This window comes from Flavobacteriaceae bacterium (genome assembly GCA_003443635.1).
In the GTDB taxonomy this organism is placed as follows: domain Bacteria; phylum Bacteroidota; class Bacteroidia; order Flavobacteriales; family Flavobacteriaceae; genus AU392.
Genome location: CP031964.1, coordinates 3099942 through 3118053, shown reverse-complemented (window position 1 = coordinate 3118053; position 18112 = coordinate 3099942). Strand labels below are relative to the sequence as shown.

The 18112-nt window shown below is 30.1% G+C and carries 18 protein-coding genes and 1 tRNA gene; 7 read left to right on the top strand and 12 right to left on the bottom strand.

The features are described 5' to 3' along the window. Positions 1 to 62: 62 nt before the first annotated feature. The 12 genes from D1817_14320 to D1817_14265 form a co-directional block, all read right to left on the bottom strand. Positions 63 to 1556 carry an ATP-binding protein gene (locus D1817_14320; GenBank protein AXT21000.1) on the bottom strand — a complete coding sequence of 498 codons (1494 nt, stop codon included), beginning with the start codon at positions 1554 to 1556 and terminating at the stop codon, positions 63 to 65. A gap of 59 nt (positions 1557 to 1615) precedes the next feature. After that, positions 1616 to 1843 carry a hypothetical protein gene (locus D1817_14315; GenBank protein ID AXT20999.1) on the bottom strand — a complete coding sequence of 76 codons (228 nt, stop codon included), beginning with the start codon at positions 1841 to 1843 and terminating at the stop codon, positions 1616 to 1618. A 155-nt stretch (positions 1844 to 1998) separates the two neighbouring features. Then, positions 1999 to 2643 (bottom strand): hypothetical protein, encoded by a 645-nt coding sequence (locus D1817_14310; protein AXT20998.1) that lies wholly within the window; start codon positions 2641 to 2643, stop codon positions 1999 to 2001. Positions 2644 to 2785: 142 nt separating this feature from the next. Next, positions 2786 to 3973, bottom strand: coding sequence for a restriction endonuclease (locus D1817_14305; protein ID AXT20997.1), 1188 nt, complete (start codon positions 3971 to 3973; stop codon positions 2786 to 2788). Further along, positions 3922 to 5961: an SAM-dependent DNA methyltransferase gene (locus D1817_14300; protein ID AXT20996.1), complete on the bottom strand. Its 2040-nt coding sequence runs from the start codon at positions 5959 to 5961 to the stop codon at positions 3922 to 3924. The genes D1817_14305 and D1817_14300 overlap by 52 nt, the downstream gene beginning before the upstream one ends. Continuing rightward, complete coding sequence (locus D1817_14295; protein ID AXT20995.1) at positions 5958 to 6158, bottom strand: XRE family transcriptional regulator; 201 nt, start codon at positions 6156 to 6158, stop codon at positions 5958 to 5960. Before D1817_14295 ends, D1817_14300 begins: the two co-directional genes overlap by 4 nt. Before the next feature lie 144 nt (positions 6159 to 6302). Continuing rightward, positions 6303 to 7145 carry a GIY-YIG nuclease family protein gene (locus D1817_14290; GenBank protein AXT20994.1) on the bottom strand — a complete coding sequence of 281 codons (843 nt, stop codon included), beginning with the start codon at positions 7143 to 7145 and terminating at the stop codon, positions 6303 to 6305. After that, the gene (locus tag D1817_14285) at positions 7146 to 7802 is read right to left on the bottom strand and encodes a hypothetical protein (protein ID AXT20993.1); all 657 of its coding nucleotides are present in this window, start codon (positions 7800 to 7802) and stop codon (positions 7146 to 7148) included. A gap of 293 nt (positions 7803 to 8095) precedes the next feature. Next, a complete protein-coding gene (locus D1817_14280) occupies positions 8096 to 8512 on the bottom strand; it encodes a hypothetical protein (protein ID AXT20992.1) in 417 nt (138 codons plus the stop codon). Between the two features lie 43 nt (positions 8513 to 8555). Further along, a complete protein-coding gene (locus tag D1817_14275) occupies positions 8556 to 8969 on the bottom strand; it encodes a hypothetical protein (GenBank protein AXT20991.1) in 414 nt (137 codons plus the stop codon). After that, positions 8947 to 9627: a hypothetical protein gene (locus tag D1817_14270; GenBank protein AXT20990.1), complete on the bottom strand. Its 681-nt coding sequence runs from the start codon at positions 9625 to 9627 to the stop codon at positions 8947 to 8949. Before D1817_14270 ends, D1817_14275 begins: the two co-directional genes overlap by 23 nt. Before the next feature lie 509 nt (positions 9628 to 10136). Beyond that, positions 10137 to 10209 (bottom strand) — tRNA-Phe (locus tag D1817_14265). A gap of 97 nt (positions 10210 to 10306) precedes the next feature. Between D1817_14265 and D1817_14260 the strand changes: the two genes are divergently transcribed. From D1817_14260 to D1817_14230, 7 genes are all read left to right on the top strand, one after another. Next, complete coding sequence (locus tag D1817_14260; protein ID AXT20989.1) at positions 10307 to 11038, top strand: type III pantothenate kinase; 732 nt, start codon at positions 10307 to 10309, stop codon at positions 11036 to 11038. Further along, positions 11035 to 12342 carry a hypothetical protein gene (locus tag D1817_14255; GenBank protein AXT20988.1) on the top strand — a complete coding sequence of 436 codons (1308 nt, stop codon included), beginning with the start codon at positions 11035 to 11037 and terminating at the stop codon, positions 12340 to 12342. The genes D1817_14260 and D1817_14255 overlap by 4 nt, the downstream gene beginning before the upstream one ends. 32 nt (positions 12343 to 12374) lie before the next feature. Further along, a complete protein-coding gene (locus D1817_14250) occupies positions 12375 to 13781 on the top strand; it encodes a hypothetical protein (GenBank protein ID AXT20987.1) in 1407 nt (468 codons plus the stop codon). Then, entirely contained in the window at positions 13782 to 14336 is a 555-nt protein-coding gene (gene lptC, locus D1817_14245) for an LPS export ABC transporter periplasmic protein LptC (GenBank protein ID AXT20986.1), read from the top strand. Between the two features lie 31 nt (positions 14337 to 14367). Further along, positions 14368 to 14559, top strand: coding sequence for a hypothetical protein (locus tag D1817_14240; GenBank protein ID AXT20985.1), 192 nt, complete (start codon positions 14368 to 14370; stop codon positions 14557 to 14559). Positions 14560 to 14561: 2 nt separating this feature from the next. Then, positions 14562 to 15851, top strand: a complete 1290-nt coding sequence (locus tag D1817_14235; protein ID AXT20984.1) for an HlyC/CorC family transporter — start codon at positions 14562 to 14564, stop codon at positions 15849 to 15851. A 101-nt stretch (positions 15852 to 15952) separates the two neighbouring features. Continuing rightward, a complete protein-coding gene (locus D1817_14230) occupies positions 15953 to 18079 on the top strand; it encodes a peptidylprolyl isomerase (protein ID AXT20983.1) in 2127 nt (708 codons plus the stop codon). Positions 18080 to 18112 lie beyond the last annotated feature (33 nt).

The following is an 18112-nucleotide window of genomic DNA, read 5'->3' as shown; positions in this document are numbered from 1 at the left end:
TATGATGGAAACTTTATTTCGAGATTAGTTTAACATTGCTTGTTTTTTAACTCGCCTCTTTATTATGTGCTGGTATTTTTACTCATTATGCTCAAGCACCTCTTTAAAATCAATGGATTATTTATGATTACAATACATAATTTAATCCTTGTCCTTGAAACAATTTGAAATAACATTTTGGACGGATGATAATAAGGCTTGTCTCTATAGTTTTGTGTGGATAGTTTATCGTTTTCATAATAGAAATATTCATCTATAACTGCTACCACATTATCAAACTCTTGACCTATAATAGTATGTGCATTATCGTACTCACCCTCAATTCGGTGTTGATCATAAGGTAAAGAATGTCCTTTTGATGGCGTGTAATTTGTTGTTTTCCAATTCTCAGACCTTAATTGAGTTAGATATTTTTTTGCAATTTTATAATTTTCAAAATATTTTAATTCAATTTTAGAGTAATCCAATTTATGTATTACCTCATTTGAATTAAAAAGACATTTTATAAAACGAGCAACTTCTTTATTAGTTCTTATTTTTGTAGTCAATTCAACACAATCTAGTGTCGTGTGTTTTTCAATTTCTGCACTAGTATTTGCTCTAATTTCCCCACCTCTTAAAGTTTGTACAGAATCATAAGAAAAAATACAATTTTTAGAGTGTAGTTTTGTTTGTTCAATTAAATGTTTCAATTGATTTTTATATATTCTTTGTGCTTCATCAACGATTATTAGATGATACTTTGAATAATCTTGATGCATCAGACTTTTAGCTGCAATAATTTTCCAAGCATAATCATCTCTTAAAGTAACGTGCCCATTATTTAATAAACCACAATGAATAACAATAATTTCTTTTGATTTATAGATTTCCTTTGCTATATCATAAGTTAGTAAGGTTTTACCTGTTCCAGCTTTTCCTTTAATAGCTATAATTGAATGGCTTTGTGTATTTATTTCTTTTAAAACTTGCTTTTTAATATCCTCTTGTTGAACAGTTAGAAAGTATTTACTTTTTACAAATTCTTGCGTTGAGTTAAATGGTGACACCAAATAATTAGAAGGGTTAAAGAAGTTATCTATATTTTCTAGTTTAATTACATTTTGAGAGGCTAATTTTTCAATTAATTGCCTAATGTTTAATTCAACCAATTTATCACCATTATCAAGTCCATAGAGTTTTTGAGAGGAAGATATATAGGCAAATAGATGGGTTTCTTTTCTTAAAAAGCTTAAATAGTATTTATTTCGTTTGAGCTGGTCAGAAATTGCTTCTAAATCACTTTCTCTTTTCAGTTCAACATTCACAATTGTTTCTTCATCAAACCTCAATAAGTCAAACTCTTTACCAATTTGAGGAATGGAATATCCAATGAAATATTTATCAAATAATTCAATATTATTAGTGAGAGATTTTAAATGATTATATAAAACTATTAAATCATCTAATTCATCATTTTTAATCTTTATTGAAAAATAATTTAAATACGATTCAAAAATATCTGTTGGTAGTTTTGAATAAGCACTTAATATAGATATAATGTTAGATTCTCTCATTGCAGTCTGTTACTTTCTTCTTGCACAAAGCATTGTTGGTATTTCGTTTTTTATTTCGGCTATCTATAATGATTAAAAGAATTGATGTTTATGTCCATTATTCCAAATTTTCCGTTGGTTGAATAATTTTGAGCATCCAGATCAGTCAATTTCCATTTTGGTATGTCATTTCTAAATTTCTCATTTCCAATTGGGTCATCTATGGCATGTGGACAGACAATTATGTAATCACTAGAGTTTTGTATTTGTTTTTCTAATTTAAGTTTTAAGGCTTCTTCAAAATTCATTACATTTATTTTTAACAAAGATAAATAGGTGGTTTTAAGTATAAAATTCAGTCACAAAAAACTTAAGGTTTTGAAAGTCAAAAGCTCTAATACCAGAATCTATTTCATTTTATTAATGACTTCAAATTAAGTATTTGGATTTTTTATACCTCCTTTCATCTAGGTAGTTGAAAAATCCAATTTAAATTAAAGTTCATTTGCTCAATCTTATAAATAAATGACTTTCTATGAGCTGACCCGCAAAGAAATACAGCTTTTTCAAACTTATTTCTCTCAATGTATGAGTTAATGTTTTCTAGCATTTCATTTTCACGATTATCATGGAAATCCAACCACTTCTTGTATATGTTTTTATATTCCGAATTGCCAAGTTGAGTTATCATTACTTTTTCTCTTTTAGCCAATTCATCAAAAAGCATGATGTTTTCGTTACTGTTTAAATATTCAAAACCAAATTTATGTGTGTTTTCATTGTTTTTTCTCCAAGCGTTCGTGTGTTTTTCATCCTTTCCTATTGAATCAAACATTTCATTTACTTGATTTCTGAAATTCATATTTGGTGCTGGATAACTATCAATAGCGACAAAAGAAAATGAATGATTTTTCGATAACATATTAATTGAATTTAGTTCCAGTGAAGATTGAATTAATCCTTTTTTAAATGACTCGAACATTTTAGGAGAAACTTCACAAAATACTACATCTGGTTTAATTCTAACGAGTATTTCATATAGGCTATCAGAAGTGCAATTACCTTTCTCTTTATGTACTATTGAAATTAGGTAAATATTACTTATCATTGATTCTTCTATTCTCTATTGCTTTAAGGTAATCAAAACATATTGGGCATTTCTATAATTTAATTCAATAAGTGACTTATTACTTCACCTCCAAATTAACTTTGGAGAGCTCGACTAGTGCTTTACATCGTATTGTTGCCACTTACCGTTGTAATTCCTTCTTTTTTCTATCAATATACAAAGCTATATCTTTTATAATCAATTTTTTAATAGCAGAAATTAGAGTGTCCATTATTTCATAGTCGGGTTTACCATTTTTGATAGGTAATTGAATGTCTTTATCTTTTACAACATTCCAACCTCCTAATTTATTTTTGTATGAGTATATAGGTAAATCTGTCACTTTATTAATGCATTGAACTGTAAATAAATACTGATTCGGAAATAGTTTATCGTCATTAAAAATCCACTGAATTGCATAAGCATCTGATAAAACAGTGAATTCGTTTGATTGGAAGTATGCTCGATAAATATCGCTATTTGATGGAATCGAGATTACATTTTTTAAAATGGTTGCTCCATTTTTAGATGCAAAATAGTTTAAACCTTGGTTATTGAAACTAGATGTGAGACAAGGGAGTGTATAATCACCTACAAATTGATTCGGTAAATCTTTCGCTTTAAAAGGTAATTTTTTTGTTTTTAATCTTTCAAATAGAATTCCCATTTTAAATTCTTTCCATTCAAGATTATTATATTCATTTATAGATTTTTGCTCATCTTCAGTAAGTTCATAATCTTTTAAACCTGATGACGATAAGTGCGTCTCTAACTGTTTTATGCAATCCGCTTCAAGTTCAGCTAAAATGGTTTCTATAATATCAAAATCTATTTGGTCGCCTTTTACAGGTAGTGATACAGTTTGTTCTTTAATAATATCAACGCTAAAACTATTACTGCCCCAAGAAAAAGAACTAAAAGCTCTCATCATTGTGGAAATAAAAAACTGAGCATTGTTTTTAGAAAAACGATTAAACTTTGATTTCAATATTTTAATTTTATCACCTGTAAAATAGGGTGTTTCTTGGTAGTACATGGTAGCGGTATCTTGACCAAATGAGATAGTGTTACCTTCGTTTAGAAACTCTACATTTTCGTTAATAAAACCTTTCTGCCCATTATTAGACCCCATTCTTACCACATAGGGATACTTTCCTTTTTTTAATACAGTAACTTTATTTGCATCAAACCTTTTCTTATAGGTAAGCACCTCAAATAAATCATCAATTTTAAATTCACCCCACTCAACTTCACTTAACCTATTGCTAAGTGGGGAAATTACTTTCCCAGGCTGTCGTCTTGATTTTTTAATAGACTGCTTACTTCCCAAGCCAAATAATCAGTTACGGTTTTCTTAAAATCTTGTAATGTTGGTTTAGTGTCAATTGGTGCCGATTGGTTCCAGTCTGCACCATTTTTAGGGTCAATGGTGTTTTCATAAAATTCTTTTTCAGTAAAAATATTGAGTTTACTTTTCCCAAAACGAACTAAGTCTACAACTTCTTGATAGCGTTCTTTAGCTTGGTCGGCATCTTTTAAATTGGTATTGGCTTTTTTCCGATTTGACCTTGCATAACCATCATTGCTAAAATCAATAAATTTGACCATTTCATCTGTATGGTGTTTTTCATTTACTTTAAAAACATAAATATTTGTTTGTACACTTGACTTACCGATAAACACGTCAATTGGCATTCTGATACTAGCTATTAGAGTATGTTTTGCTAAAATCCTTTTATTGTAGTCAATTGCTTTACCAGAACCAGCAGAATTTTGAATAATTATTGCCGCATAACCTTTATTCATCATATCCAAAGCTTTTTCTACAAAGTTCATCCCATTTCCTAAAGCAGAATAAGGTGGATTTAATATAAAAACATCAGCAGGAAATTTAGTATCTGGTTTACCAAAACCATATTTACCATCAAAATCTTTTAATGAATCTGTGTTTAGAATATTTGAACTACCGTCACCCATTAAAATCATATTAAGAATTGCTAGCATATAAATATCTGGCAACAACTCTAAACCAAGCAATTGTTCTGCTTTTATTTTGAGTTCTTTTTGAGTCAGTTCATCTGGTGAAGTAATGGTGTTTTTTGCATCATTAAGCATTTCATTCATTGCTGCTACTAACAAACCTGCCGAACCTGTAGCAAAATCCCATACATAAGAATCTTTATTTACCCGACATAGTCTAACCAAGAGAGAGGCTACATAGGAAGGTGTCAGTACAACATCATTCAATTTGTCCTGAGAAAAACCTAGCCAACCATACATTTCGTTGAATAACTTTCCTGTGAAATCAGTAGTTAGACCAATTTTATAATAAATACCTAAATCATCAACTATTTTCGTAAAAACTCTTTTAAGTTGGCTTTCTCCATTCTCAACTTTGTTGATATTTGCTGTTGTTAGCGTATTATCCAAGGCTCTAGTAACAAATAGCTTTTTCTCGTTGGGTATTTCTTTTACATCTAAGAAAGCTTTTATTTTTCTTAGAATTATATCGCCATCTTTATTCCCTTTTTCTGCTGAAGATTTTAAATCAGATTTATCTAATGCAGTAACTTTGTTAGGAACCCCAATAGTAGCCATAATAGATGCAGCTACTAAGTATACACGGTCTTTTTCACTTATTCCTTTTTCATTGTCAAAAATGTGCTGATTGAGCTGCGTTAAGGTTTGGTCTATTTCTTTTTCTCGCTTTTCTTTTAGTTTGTCAAGTTCTGATTCCGATAATTGAAGATTTTTGACTTTTTCAATAAAAACATCAAAGTTTTTAGGTGACAAAAACGAAAAGTCGGTGTAATCATCAACTTTTTGTCCTGCTCCTAAGTTACTTTTTGAAACATAGTAAACTCCAATTTCGTGATGAATTTTACCTGTTTCACCTTTATACCCAGTCATTCCAATGGCAATAATATCAGTGTAACTTGTATGATGAAGTATCGCATTTGCATAATGTACTGCACCATTTACGGCATAAGAGTTTATGTTTTTGAAATGAGGTTCATTTTTTGAAGTTCTGTTTTCTACTTGCTCTTCCTTATCAAGTTTTACAAGTTTGTCCTTATAGCCTTTGTATTCAATAAGAATTGGGAAGTCTTCCAAATTTTTATCTTGAATTAAAAGTTTGGCATCTGGTCTATTTGCTCCTGTTCCACCATTTTTTGTAAAGTAGTCTGAAAGAGCTTTGTCAATTTCAGTATTTAATGATTCTTGTTCTAACTTATAGTCAAGTTTATATGATTTAAGCCAACCATTAGCTAAATCGGCTATATTTGGTTCTATTGATTGTACCTTTTTTGCCATTATTTATCTTTCTTATTGTCTATTAAAAGTTGCATAATACTCACATCCAAAATTTCAGCGATTTTGTATAAATCTTCAAGACTCGGTTGTCTTTTGTTTCTTGCGTAGTCATTGATAGCGGGATAACTCTTTCCTGATTTTTTAGCAAGCCAAGTCTGACTAATTCCTTTATCTTTTAGAACTTCTTTAATTCGGTTCATACTTCTGAACGGATTTTATCCCTATGTAAACTTAATAATTACTCATTAATATTTAATGAAAATATTCATTTAATTCAAATGAGTTATTGAGCGGCGGTGGGTAGGAGAAAGCTCTTGAAATATAGTCATTGTTGAATTGTGTTTTTATTTCCTTTTTAATTCATCCAATGTTTTTCCATCTTTATTTTTCCATTTAGTCCATCCATTTGTTGAGCGTCCTAAAACAACTCCTCCAGCAGTACTTGGCGAATTAAACACATAATCTTGAGTAAATTCATATACATCATTTTTTTCAATTAAAATTTCATTCTGGAGAAGCTTTTGTCTTAAATTAATTAAATATTCATGACAAGATGGAACGGTGTCTTTTTTTACCTGTGAAGCTTTGAATACAACAAAACCGTCGTCTATTAAGTCTCCTTCTGCTTTTATATTGCGTCCTTTTAGTATTAATAGCCCTTTAGATGTAATTTGCTCTTTGCCTACTTTATCATAAACTGGAAAACCGAGTGTAGAAAGAAGTATTTTTATTGTATCGAAGCTATCAAGCAAGTCAGCATCCATAGATTCCGTTACGAAAGGTTTACTAGGAGCTGATATATTTTCAGTCTCATATCTGTTAGATTCTTTAGCTTGTTTGATAGCTATGTGCTCTAGGTATTTAGCGTGTGACTTAGTAAAAGCATTTATTTTAGAAATCATAACTACGGCATAATTCCAAAATTCTTTAGTTCTATTATGTTGCTTAAGTCTATCAAGGCAATCTTCAGCCTCTCCAATGTATACTATAGGTTTTGCTTTTTCAGCAGATTCACCAAAAAGGAAATAAATACCAACATTATTCAATTCATTTCTTGTTGAAATGTACTCAAGCTTATTTCGTGGGACTAAAACAGCCTTTACAACTCTGTTAGTTATTTCAGCAATTTTCACACTCCTTGGTGAACCATCAGGTAAAAAGATTTGTATTGTTTGCGGTCTATTCATTTATTTTTCAGATATTTTTTTACTAGCAATTGTTAGTCTTAAGGCGAAAGCAATAATTAGAAATAGAATTCCAAAAGTATATTTATAACCTTCCCAGAAGTCATCATTTATTATTTTAATTAGTTCCTCACGATTTTTAATTTGCTCGTTTATTCTTTGATGGTCAATAAGCACATGTTTATATTCTGTAAGTGCTTGATAATTCTCTATGTTTATTACAGGGATTTTATCAAGTATGATGTAATTGTTATTAATTGATTTTTCTGCCATAGCCGTTACTTTTTTCATCCATGAACAAACAGAATCTTGTTCTGCTTGCCTTTTATCAAACACTTCTTGAGATAGCAACCCACTATTATTGTATTTAAAACAATGATTTGAAATTTCAGAATAATTTTTCAAATCTTTTACATCATTCTTTAATCGAGTATTAATAATTTCTAGTCGATTTACACTTCTGTTTTTTCTGTTTTCGGCGACCAAGAATAAAACACCAAAAACTCCTACAAAAATCCAAGAATACTCAAACCAATGCCAAATAGAACCCTTTAATTTTAGTAGTTTAACAAAAACTAAATAGAAGACTCCCCAGAGAATAATTATTCCTAAAAATGTATTAAATGGTTTGGTAATAAGTCCTTCTAAAAGTTCGAACATAGTTTTTCAAATGCAGTACAACTATTTAATAAACGTATTTTATTGCGTCTATTTTCTATTTGTAAATGTAGCGAATTTTCCTATTTTTTCCGAAAGGACTTTCAATATTTATTAGATTAGGCAAACACGCTTAGTTTCTTCTCTTCCATAACCTAACTCCTTATTCTAAGTATTACTACTTGTTTTATACATTATTATGTTCAACCCAGAGTCAACCTACCCTTCAACCTCACATTTTTGACTCATTTTTACTAAAAAAATGCCCTAATGTATATGCGTATTACTAAATCCGTCTAATTCAGTTTTAAGGCAAACTTTCTCCTAAACATAAAAATTGCTATAATAATTAGACTAAAAGAAATTGGATATGCTATATCCGCAACCACTGCTTTTGCATAATAGCGTATTTGTTTACCATAATTTGGAGATACAAGCAGAGTCCCTTTTTTGGTTTCTCTATATGCAGGAATATTCTTTTTATAAAGGTTTTCTTCAATCTTGTTTCCGAAAACTGTATGAAACGTTCTCGTATGTAATCTAATTTTTTTGTAGTTACTCCCCTTGTGAACATTATAGCTGGTTTCTCCTAAAGATGATGCTTTGAACTCTCCGAAGTGCTCTAATATAAAAGTTAGTATCAAAGGAGCAATTATTGCTAACAAAACGAATTGAACTATGTTTTTGTTAAGCACTATTTCTTTCTTTTTCATGATAATTGGAAATGTTTAATTAATATTGTTTTGAATGGAGTCATTAAATTTCAGTTAATACATTAACTATTAATTTAGAGTACCAATGGTTTAATAATTTAGAAATTTCATAGAGCTCTTTCTCTTCTGAAAGTTTTATTAAGCTCTCTAGTTTCATTGTTATTTCTTTTGGGTTCTGAAAATACCCATATAAGTCTCTCTTACTCCTCATTAACTCATATACCCATTTTACGACACGTAGTTCTCTTCCAGTACCTTCCCATTCTAGTTTTTTAGCTAGTAGTCTCTCATCATTTTTATATCCAGATAAAACATGAGATATAAGCTCATTACGCTGCTGATAACCGAGTTTAATCTGTTTAGAGGTCTGCGTTTTCACTTTCACTTCTAAAGCTTTAAAAACCTCCCGAAGTTGCTTCTGATATGTAATACTATCAATCGAAAATATATCTTCCATAATGCTTAGAATAGAGACCACCGCCTACATGGGTTAAATATTCTTGTTCATATGTAAAAGTGTTAACTACTAAGTTTACATTCTCAAGAATTATAATGTGTGTATCAGCTGTATCTGGGTCTAGTTGGTCAAAAATTTGATAGATGATTCTAATTTTACTACCATCAATCAAGCTCCATTCCATTGGGTGCATCTGGTTATCACTTAAATGAGTAAAATCTTGTGTTGTACCAGTATTGTCATCATTGAAAGTAATTACAAAATCTTTCCAATATACTTCCGTTCTGTTTTCAACTTCGTCTACTGAAAAATCAACTCCAATCTCGCCATAGATTGGATTTTGTAAGTCTTCTGATGTTGTTGTCTCCTGAATGAATTCGTAATGATTAAAGACCCATTGAGTATTTGCTAAAGACTCTGAAAGGCTAGATTGGTGAGAGTTATCATCATTGCTACTACATGAAACAAATGACAATAATACTAAGAAATAAAACAGCAATGTTTTTAACGAATTGGTTTTCATTGGGTAAAATTTAAACCACCCAGTCCCAAAGTGAAGATTATTAAACAAATAAGCGTGGAACTGTAGCTTACCGTCAAGGAGGTACTGGTATACCCAATGCACAAATAAACTAAGCCCACGCCATAGCATGAGCATTAAGTCTATCTACCTTGTGCATCTAAAAATTACCAGTTTTCCTTGACAAGAATAAATAGCTAACGCTAATCAATATTTTACTACTACATAATTAATGAAAAATATGGAGGTAGGCAATATTTCTAGGATTGAAAAAAAGTATACTAAGATTTTTTTTGAGGTTGTCTCATTTTTGTTTTCATGTGTCGGATTCTTGAGGTACCCCCGTTTGAAGGGTTGGGGCTAAGTAATATCTCTGGATGCCCCCTCTCGAAAAAAATGACCTTTGAAACCACAGACTTTTTTTGAACTGGATAAAAAAGCTTTAAAGTTTTTTAAGGATATGTTCTTTGTAATATGTTAGTAGGTGAGTATATTATATATAGTGAACGAGGATAGATTGAATTCAGATAGATTAAGTTGGGTTAATTTTTGGTTAAATTCACCATTGTTGTCCCTAATGTTGTCTCTTCTATAAACTAAAAAACCCTTAAAAATTTGATTTTCAAATAGTTAAGGGTTAATTTAAGTGGTACCTCCAGGAATCGAACCAGGGACACACGGATTTTCAGTCCGTTGCTCTACCAACTGAGCTAAGGTACCTCGCTAAAGCGGATGCAAATATATATTCATTTTTACGATTCGCCAAAAGAAAATTTATAAAAAATGATTTTGTAAATTTACAGCCTTAAATTAAGAGATGAATTTAGTAATTGATGTAGGAAATACAAATGCGAAACTAGCTGTTTTTCAAGAAGGAAAGCTTTTAAAAAAAAATATTACTAATTTAAATAATCTTTTAAATGAATTTGAGAACCTGATAGTTGAATTTAAAAATATTAGTAGAGGAATTATTTCATCTGTTGCTAGAATAGATATAACTGTTTTGGAGTCAATAAAAAAAAAGATTGATTTACTTGTTTTAACTTCTGATCTTAAGATCCCTTTTAATAACAAATACGAAACTCCTAAAACTTTAGGAGTTGATCGAATAGCTCTAGTTTGTGCGGCTGTAAATAGATATCCAGTTAAAAATGTGCTTATAATTGACGCTGGAACATGCATCACTTTTGATTTTATAAATAATAAAAACGTTTATTTAGGAGGTGCTATATCTCCTGGAATTGATTTGAGGTATAAATCATTAAATAATTTAACGGCTAATTTACCGTTATTAAAACCTAAGCATCCAAGAGGTATTGTTGGAAAATCAACAGAAGAATCTATTCATTCGGGTGTAATAAATGGCATTATTGCGGAAATAGAAGGAATTGTTAAGAAATACAAAAAGAATCACAAAGATTTAACAGTTATTTTAACAGGTGGAGATACGGATTTCTTGTCAAAGCGATTAAAAAATACCATATTTGCGGATTCCAATTTTCTTTTGCAAGGCCTAAACCATATTTTGGAATATAATTTAATTCAATGATAAAAAAAAACTGTTTAGTTTTAATAACGCTTTTAACGTTAAATGTATATGCGCAACAGCGAGGTACAGCTTCACCTTATTCTTTTTTTGGGATAGGAAACTTTATATTTGAAGGCACTGCCGAAAATAGAGGCATGGGTGGGTTGAGCATTTATACAGATAGTATTCATTTTAACTTTCGTAACCCTGCTTCTTATGGAGGTAATAAATTGCGATCTCTTAATGGAGAAAGTAGGCCTGTAAAATTTACTGTTGGAGGCTCTAGCTCTAGTATTAACCTGGAAAGTAGTACAGGGTCCGATAAAACAAATACAGCTACTTTCGATTATTTAGGTTTTTCCTTTCCCATAGGGAAACTAGGAATAGGCTTCGGTTTGTTACCTTTTACTTCTGTTGGATATGAACTAGAAGCTTTAGACGACCAAAATAGATTGAATAATCAATTTTCTGGAGATGGAGGTGTGAATAGAGCTTTTTTAGGCCTGGGATATCAAATAACCAAAAACTTAAGTTTAGGAATAGATTTTAATTATAATTTTGGAAGAATAACTAATAACTCTGTAGAATTTTTATTTGCTGAAGATGGAACTCTTTTGCAAAACCAAAGTAGAGAAATAAATGAATCAGACTTAACAGGCTTTAGTTATAATATAGGGTTAACTTACAAGCCAATGCTTACTGAAAATTTACAATTAACTACAGCAGCGACTTTTTCTCCAAAATCAGATTTAAAATCGGATAATGAAAGAACTTTTGCTACGATTGTTTTTAATCAAACTTCAGGTGCTCAAGTCGTTATCAATCAAATTGAAGCAGATCTAGATGCTCTTGGGTTAAGAGAAACAGATTTAACAATACCTACTAAAGCAACTTTTGGTTTGGGGATAGGCAAGCAAAGAAAGTGGTTTGTAGGTGCAGAGTATACATTTCTTAAAGCTAGTGAATTTTCAAATAGGACATTTGAAATTGATAATACATCGTTTGAAGATGCATCTAAATTTGCTATAGGAGGTTTTTTTATCCCACAATATAACTCATTTGGTTACTGGAAAAGGATTGTTTTTAGAGCAGGATTAAACTATGAGAAAACAGGATTGATAATAAATAATGAATCTATTGAGGAGTTTGGCATATCTTTTGGTTTAGGATTACCAGTAGGCCCAGCTTTTTCTAATGCTAATATTTCAGTAGAGCTAGGTCAAAGAGGGACAACAAATCAAAATTTAGTTCAAGAAAATTTTGTGAACGTCCAATTAAGTCTATCCTTAAATGATAGGTGGTTTAGAAAAAGGAAATTTAAATAATAGAGAATAAAACACATAATAACAGAGAAATCATGAAGACGAAAATTACATTTTTAGTAGCTGCTCTTTTTTTAGCTTTTAATTTTGTAGCTGCTCAAGAACCAGGCGAAGAAGATATATTAACATTATCGCAACTTGATCAGAGTACAAAAAATAAAAATTTTGATGAAGCTTATAAATATTTAAATGAGATAAGAAATAGAAACCCAAAGTATAGTTTAGCTATTTATACTAATGGAGATAAAGTTCTTAAAGCATTAATTAAAAAATCATCTGGTACAGATAAAGCTACTCTTGTTAACGATTTAATAAAATTATATGAGCAAAGAAGTATGCATTATGCTAGTAGAACACCTAAGGGGCAGTATATGGCTAAAATAGCACAATTGCTTTATGATAATAGAAAGATATTAAACAAAACTGATCAAGAATTATATGATAAGTTTGATAGTGCATATAAAACAGATTTAAAAACATTTAAAAACCCTCAAAGTATATATACTTATTTTAAACTAGCTGTAAAGCTTTATGATAAAGGAAGTTATTCTGCTGAGAATTTATTTACAAAATATGATGAGGTTTCAGAAAAAGTTGAATCTGAAGTTAAAAATTATACGAATGAATTAAATAAATTCAACTCTGAAAAAGGCCTTACAGGAAACGAAGATAATGAAGATGAAAAATTATCTAGAAGAGATAAAAGTAAATTAAACTCTTATAATAGTTATTTAAGAGGATACGCTCAGATTGTAAAAGGAATGGATAGCGATTTAGGGATAAGAGCTAATTGCGAAAACCTGATACCACTTTACGAAAGAAACTATGATGAAAATAAAGATGACGGGGTTTGGTTACAAAGAGCAATGAATAGATTATATGCAAAAGAATGTACAGATAGTGAGTTGTTTGTTAAAATTGTAGAACAAAAAAACACAATAGAGCCCGATGCAAATACTGCATATTATTTAGGAATACTTAAAGATAAAATTGGAGATGCAGAAGGAGCACTTGTATATTACAAACAAGCAATAGAGTTGGAAACTGATAGCTTTGAAAAAGCTAAGATTTTAGAGCGTTTAGCTGGTAAATTAAAGAAAGCAAAAAAGTATAGTCAAGCAAGAAAATATTATAGAGAAGCATTAAAAGAAAATCCATCATTAGGAAGAGCATATTTAGCAATAGCTCAAATGTATGCTGCAAGTGCAAATAGTTGTGGAGATAATAGTTTTGATAAAAGGGCAACGTATTGGTATGCAGTACAAGAAGCTAGAAAAGGAGCTAGAGTTGATGCAAATATGAGGTCTCTCATTAATAGGAGTATAGCAAACTGGAGTGCATTAGCACCGGCTAGAGGAGATATTTTTTCTCAAAATAAACAAGGAACTACTATTAACTTGAAATGTTGGATTGGAGCAAGTGTTAAAGTGCCTAATTTATAAATGAAATATAATTATAAATATGTAATTAAAAATATGGTCATAGTCTTTACTATGACCATATTTTTTTCTTGCCAAAACAATATTAAAGAGATTCAAAATATAGGTTTAAAAGCTAACGAACCCATAACTATTAATGAAGATGCTAATGTGAGATATATAGATTCTGGCATTTTAAAAGCTAATCTTATTAGTGAAAGAATAATAAATTATTCTAATCGAGATTTTCCTTTTTATGAGTTTCCACAAAAAGTTAATCTATACCTGTATGATGAAAATAATAACAAAAGCAATATAACTGCAGATTATGCAATTGTGTATGAAAGAACGGGTATAATTGATTTAAGAGGTAATGTAGTTCTTGTAACTCATACTAATGATACAATTATTACAGATCAACTTTTTTACGATAAAAATAGAGAATGGGTATTTACTAATTTTTCAACAAATTTCAGATCTAAAGATAGAATTGGTTTTGGCGATATTTTTGATTCAGATAAAGATTTTGAAAGCCCTATAGTTCTTGGTGGCTCAAGTGAATTTGATATAGAAGAATAATTCTTATCTTTGCTTACATTAAAAATATAAAATGAAATTACTAAAAGTTTTACAGTACGCTTATCTAGTTTTTGGAGCCTTATTTTTGTTTGATGCAATTAATAAATGGAGCTCTGATAGAAATAAAGCTTATATCTCTTTAGTTTTTGCAGCTTTGGCTGTCTCTATGTTTTTCTTTAGAAAAAAATATGCCAAGAGGTTTAGCGATAGAGGCAAACTTTAAAAATGAGCTCCTATAGTATCATTATAATTATATCCTTATTATTTTCAGCTTTTTTTTCAGGAATGGAAATTGCTTATGTGTCATCTAATAAAATACACATAGAGATTGAAAAAAAGCGACAAGGGTTTCTAGCAAGAATATTTGAAAAACTAACAAGGAAACCTTCTAAGTTTATAGCAACAATGTTAATTGGAAATAATATAGCATTGGTTATTTACGGGTTTTATATGGGAGAAGTATTAGTTAATTGGTTTCAGTTATTTCTTCCAACAAATAATAACTTTTTAAATTATATACTTACGGATTTGAGTTTGTTAACACAGACAATAATCTCAACTTTAATTATACTTTTTACTGCAGAATTCCTGCCCAAAGTATTCTTTCAGATTTATGCTAATACATTCCTCAAAATATTTGCGTTTCCGGCTTATCTGTTTTATATGCTATTCTCGCTTATTTCTAATTTTGTAATATGGGTTTCAGATATTGTTTTAAAATATTGCTTTAAAACAGAAGGAGATAAAGTGCAACTGGCGTTTACAAAAGTCGAATTAGGTAATTATATTAATGAGCAGATGAAATCTGTTGAAGAAGACGCTGAAGTCGATAGTGAAATTCAAATTTTTCAGAATGCATTAGAGTTTTCAGATGTAAAATCAAGAGAAGTGATGATTCCTAGAACAGAATTAGTGGCAGTAGAAATTCATGATTCTCTTAAAGAATTAAAAGAATTATTTACAACCTCTGGTTATTCTAAAATAATGGTATATAAAAATACAATCGATGATATTTTAGGTTATGTGCATTCTTTCGATCTATTTAAAAAACCAAAAACTATAAAATCTATAATTAAACCTACTGAGTTGATTCCGGAAACAATGTTAGCAAAAGATGTACTTAATGTTTTAATTAAAAAACGTAAAAGCGTTGCTGTCGTATTAGACGAATATGGAGGAACCTCGGGTATTATGACTGTAGAAGATATAGTGGAAGAGTTATTTGGAGAGATTGAGGACGAACATGATACCATTGAGCTATTAGATGAAAAAATAAACGATACGGAATATAATTTTTCAGGAAGATTAGAAGTTGATTACTTGAATGAAACTTATAAACTTAACTTACCTGAAAACGAAAATTATGAAACACTAAGTGGATTAATAGTAAATACTACTGAAGAAATCCCTGAGAAAAATGAAAAAGTAAGAATTGAAAATTTCTTATTTACTATTATTGAGGCATCTACAACTAAAATAGATGTGGTTTCTTTAGAAATATTAGAAGAAGAATAAAATTTGGTAATTGCATAATTAATCTATCAAACTACTTTTATTATTACGTTTAAAATGGTATTTTCGCCCACTATATTTACAAAAAAATAAATTTTAATAAAATGGCAATTTTAAATAAAATTAGACAACAATCTTTAGTTTTAATACTAGTAATTGCATTAGCGTTATTTGCTTTTATACTTTCAGGTCTTTTTGACGGAAGTACTAATTTTTCTAGTAAGTCACAAAATATTGTCGCTACAGTTAATGGTACAGATATAGGACGTGAAGAGTTCATGTCTAAAGTAGAGAATGCACAGAGACAATTTAGAGGAGGATCTACTTCTCAAGCAATGAATTTTGTTTGGGATCAAGAATTGAGACGAGTGATTTTACAAGAGCAATATGATGCACTCGGAATTTCTGTAGAAAGAGATCAAATGAGAAGTTTATTAGAACGAAATTTAGGTACGTTTCCTGAATTTCAAAATGAAGCAGGTTTATTTGATGAAGGTAAATTAAATGAGTTCATAGCGAATTTAAAAGAAATATCTCCAGAACAAGGGTTTTTAAATGGATCACCTATAAACTATCAAACTTGGGTTGAATTATATGAATCTCAGATTGCAACTAGAGGTATAGAAGAAAGTTATTTTAATATGATTAGAGCTGGTCTAACAGGAACGCTTACAGAAGGAGAGTTAGATCATAAATTAACTAATGATAATGTAGATGTGAATTTTGTTCAAATTCCATATGTACTAATTCCAGATAGCACAATAACAGTTACAAGATCAGATATTACTAAATATATTAATGATAACCCATCTAAATATGAAATTGAAAATTCTAGAGATTTATCTTATGTTGTTTTTAGAGAAACAGCTTCATTAGAAGATGAAAACGCTATTAAGCAAAGTTTAATAACATCTTTAGATAACAAAGATGGGAGAGTAGGGTTTAAAAATACAGAAGACAACGCTGGATTTTTAATTAGTGAAGAATCTGCAATACAGTATAATGATAATTTTCAATATAAAAATCAATTAGGAATTGCTTCAGATAGCTTATTTAACCTTCAAAAAGGAGATACTTACGGACCATATAGAGAAGGTAATATGTTTAAAATCACAAAGGTAGTCGAAGCAAGACAGTTACCAGATTCTGTAAAGGTAAGACACATTTTAATTCCTTTTGTACCTGGAAATGGTCAAGATCCAGCTACTGTTAAAACAGAAGATCAAGCAAAAACAACTGCAGATAGTATTTTAACTATTTTAAAAAGAAATCGTTCTAAATTTAATGACCTATTAGAGTTATCTTCAGATCTAATTCCTGGAAAAAATACTAATGGAGAGATAGAGTTAGCGTATAATTCTGGAATTGTAGGCCCAGAAATGAGTAAGTTTTCTTTTGAAAATAAAAGAGGAGATTTAGAAGTTGTAAAAACTACTTATGGATTCCACATTACTGAAATATTAGAACAGAAAAACCAACAAAAAGTTCTTAAGGTAGCAACATTAGCAAAGAGAATAGACCCATCTGAAGAAACAATTGATGAAGTGTTTAAAGCGACTTCTAAATTTGAAATTGCTGTTGCAAATAAAGATTTTAATGATGAAGCAGAAGCAAATAAATATACTGTACGTCCTGTGAATGGAATAAAAGAATTAGATGAAAATATTCCTGGAATAGGGATTCAAAGAGCAATGGTAAGATGGAGTTTTGAAAAAGAAACAGAAGTAGGAGATATTAAACGTTTTAATATTCCTGGAGGAGGTTATGCCATAGCAATATTAAATGCAAAAAAGCCTAAAGGATTGATGAGTGTCGAAAATGCATCAATTACAGCGATCCCAGAAATAAGAAAACAAAAAAAGGCTGAAATTATTAAAAATAGAATTGTGGCTGGAACTATGGAGCAGATCGCTGCTGCAGAAGGCCAAACAGTTAAAACAGCATTGGCTTTAAATATGAAAAATACAACGCTTACTGGTGCTGGTTTTGAGCCTAAAGTAATAGGAACTGCTTTTGGTTTGGAAGAAGGAGAAACATCTCAATTAATCGATGGAAACTCAGGAGTATTTATTGTGCAAGTAACTAAAATAACTCCAGCAGCAGAATTACCAAACTATCAAGCAGCTGCAAACAGAATAGGAGTTGCTAAATCTAACCAATCTGTAACAGCATTATATGAAGCTTTGAAAAAAGCTGCTGATATTGAAGACAACAGAGCAACATTTTACTAACAAATAGTAAGATAAAAATATATTTAAAAGCTT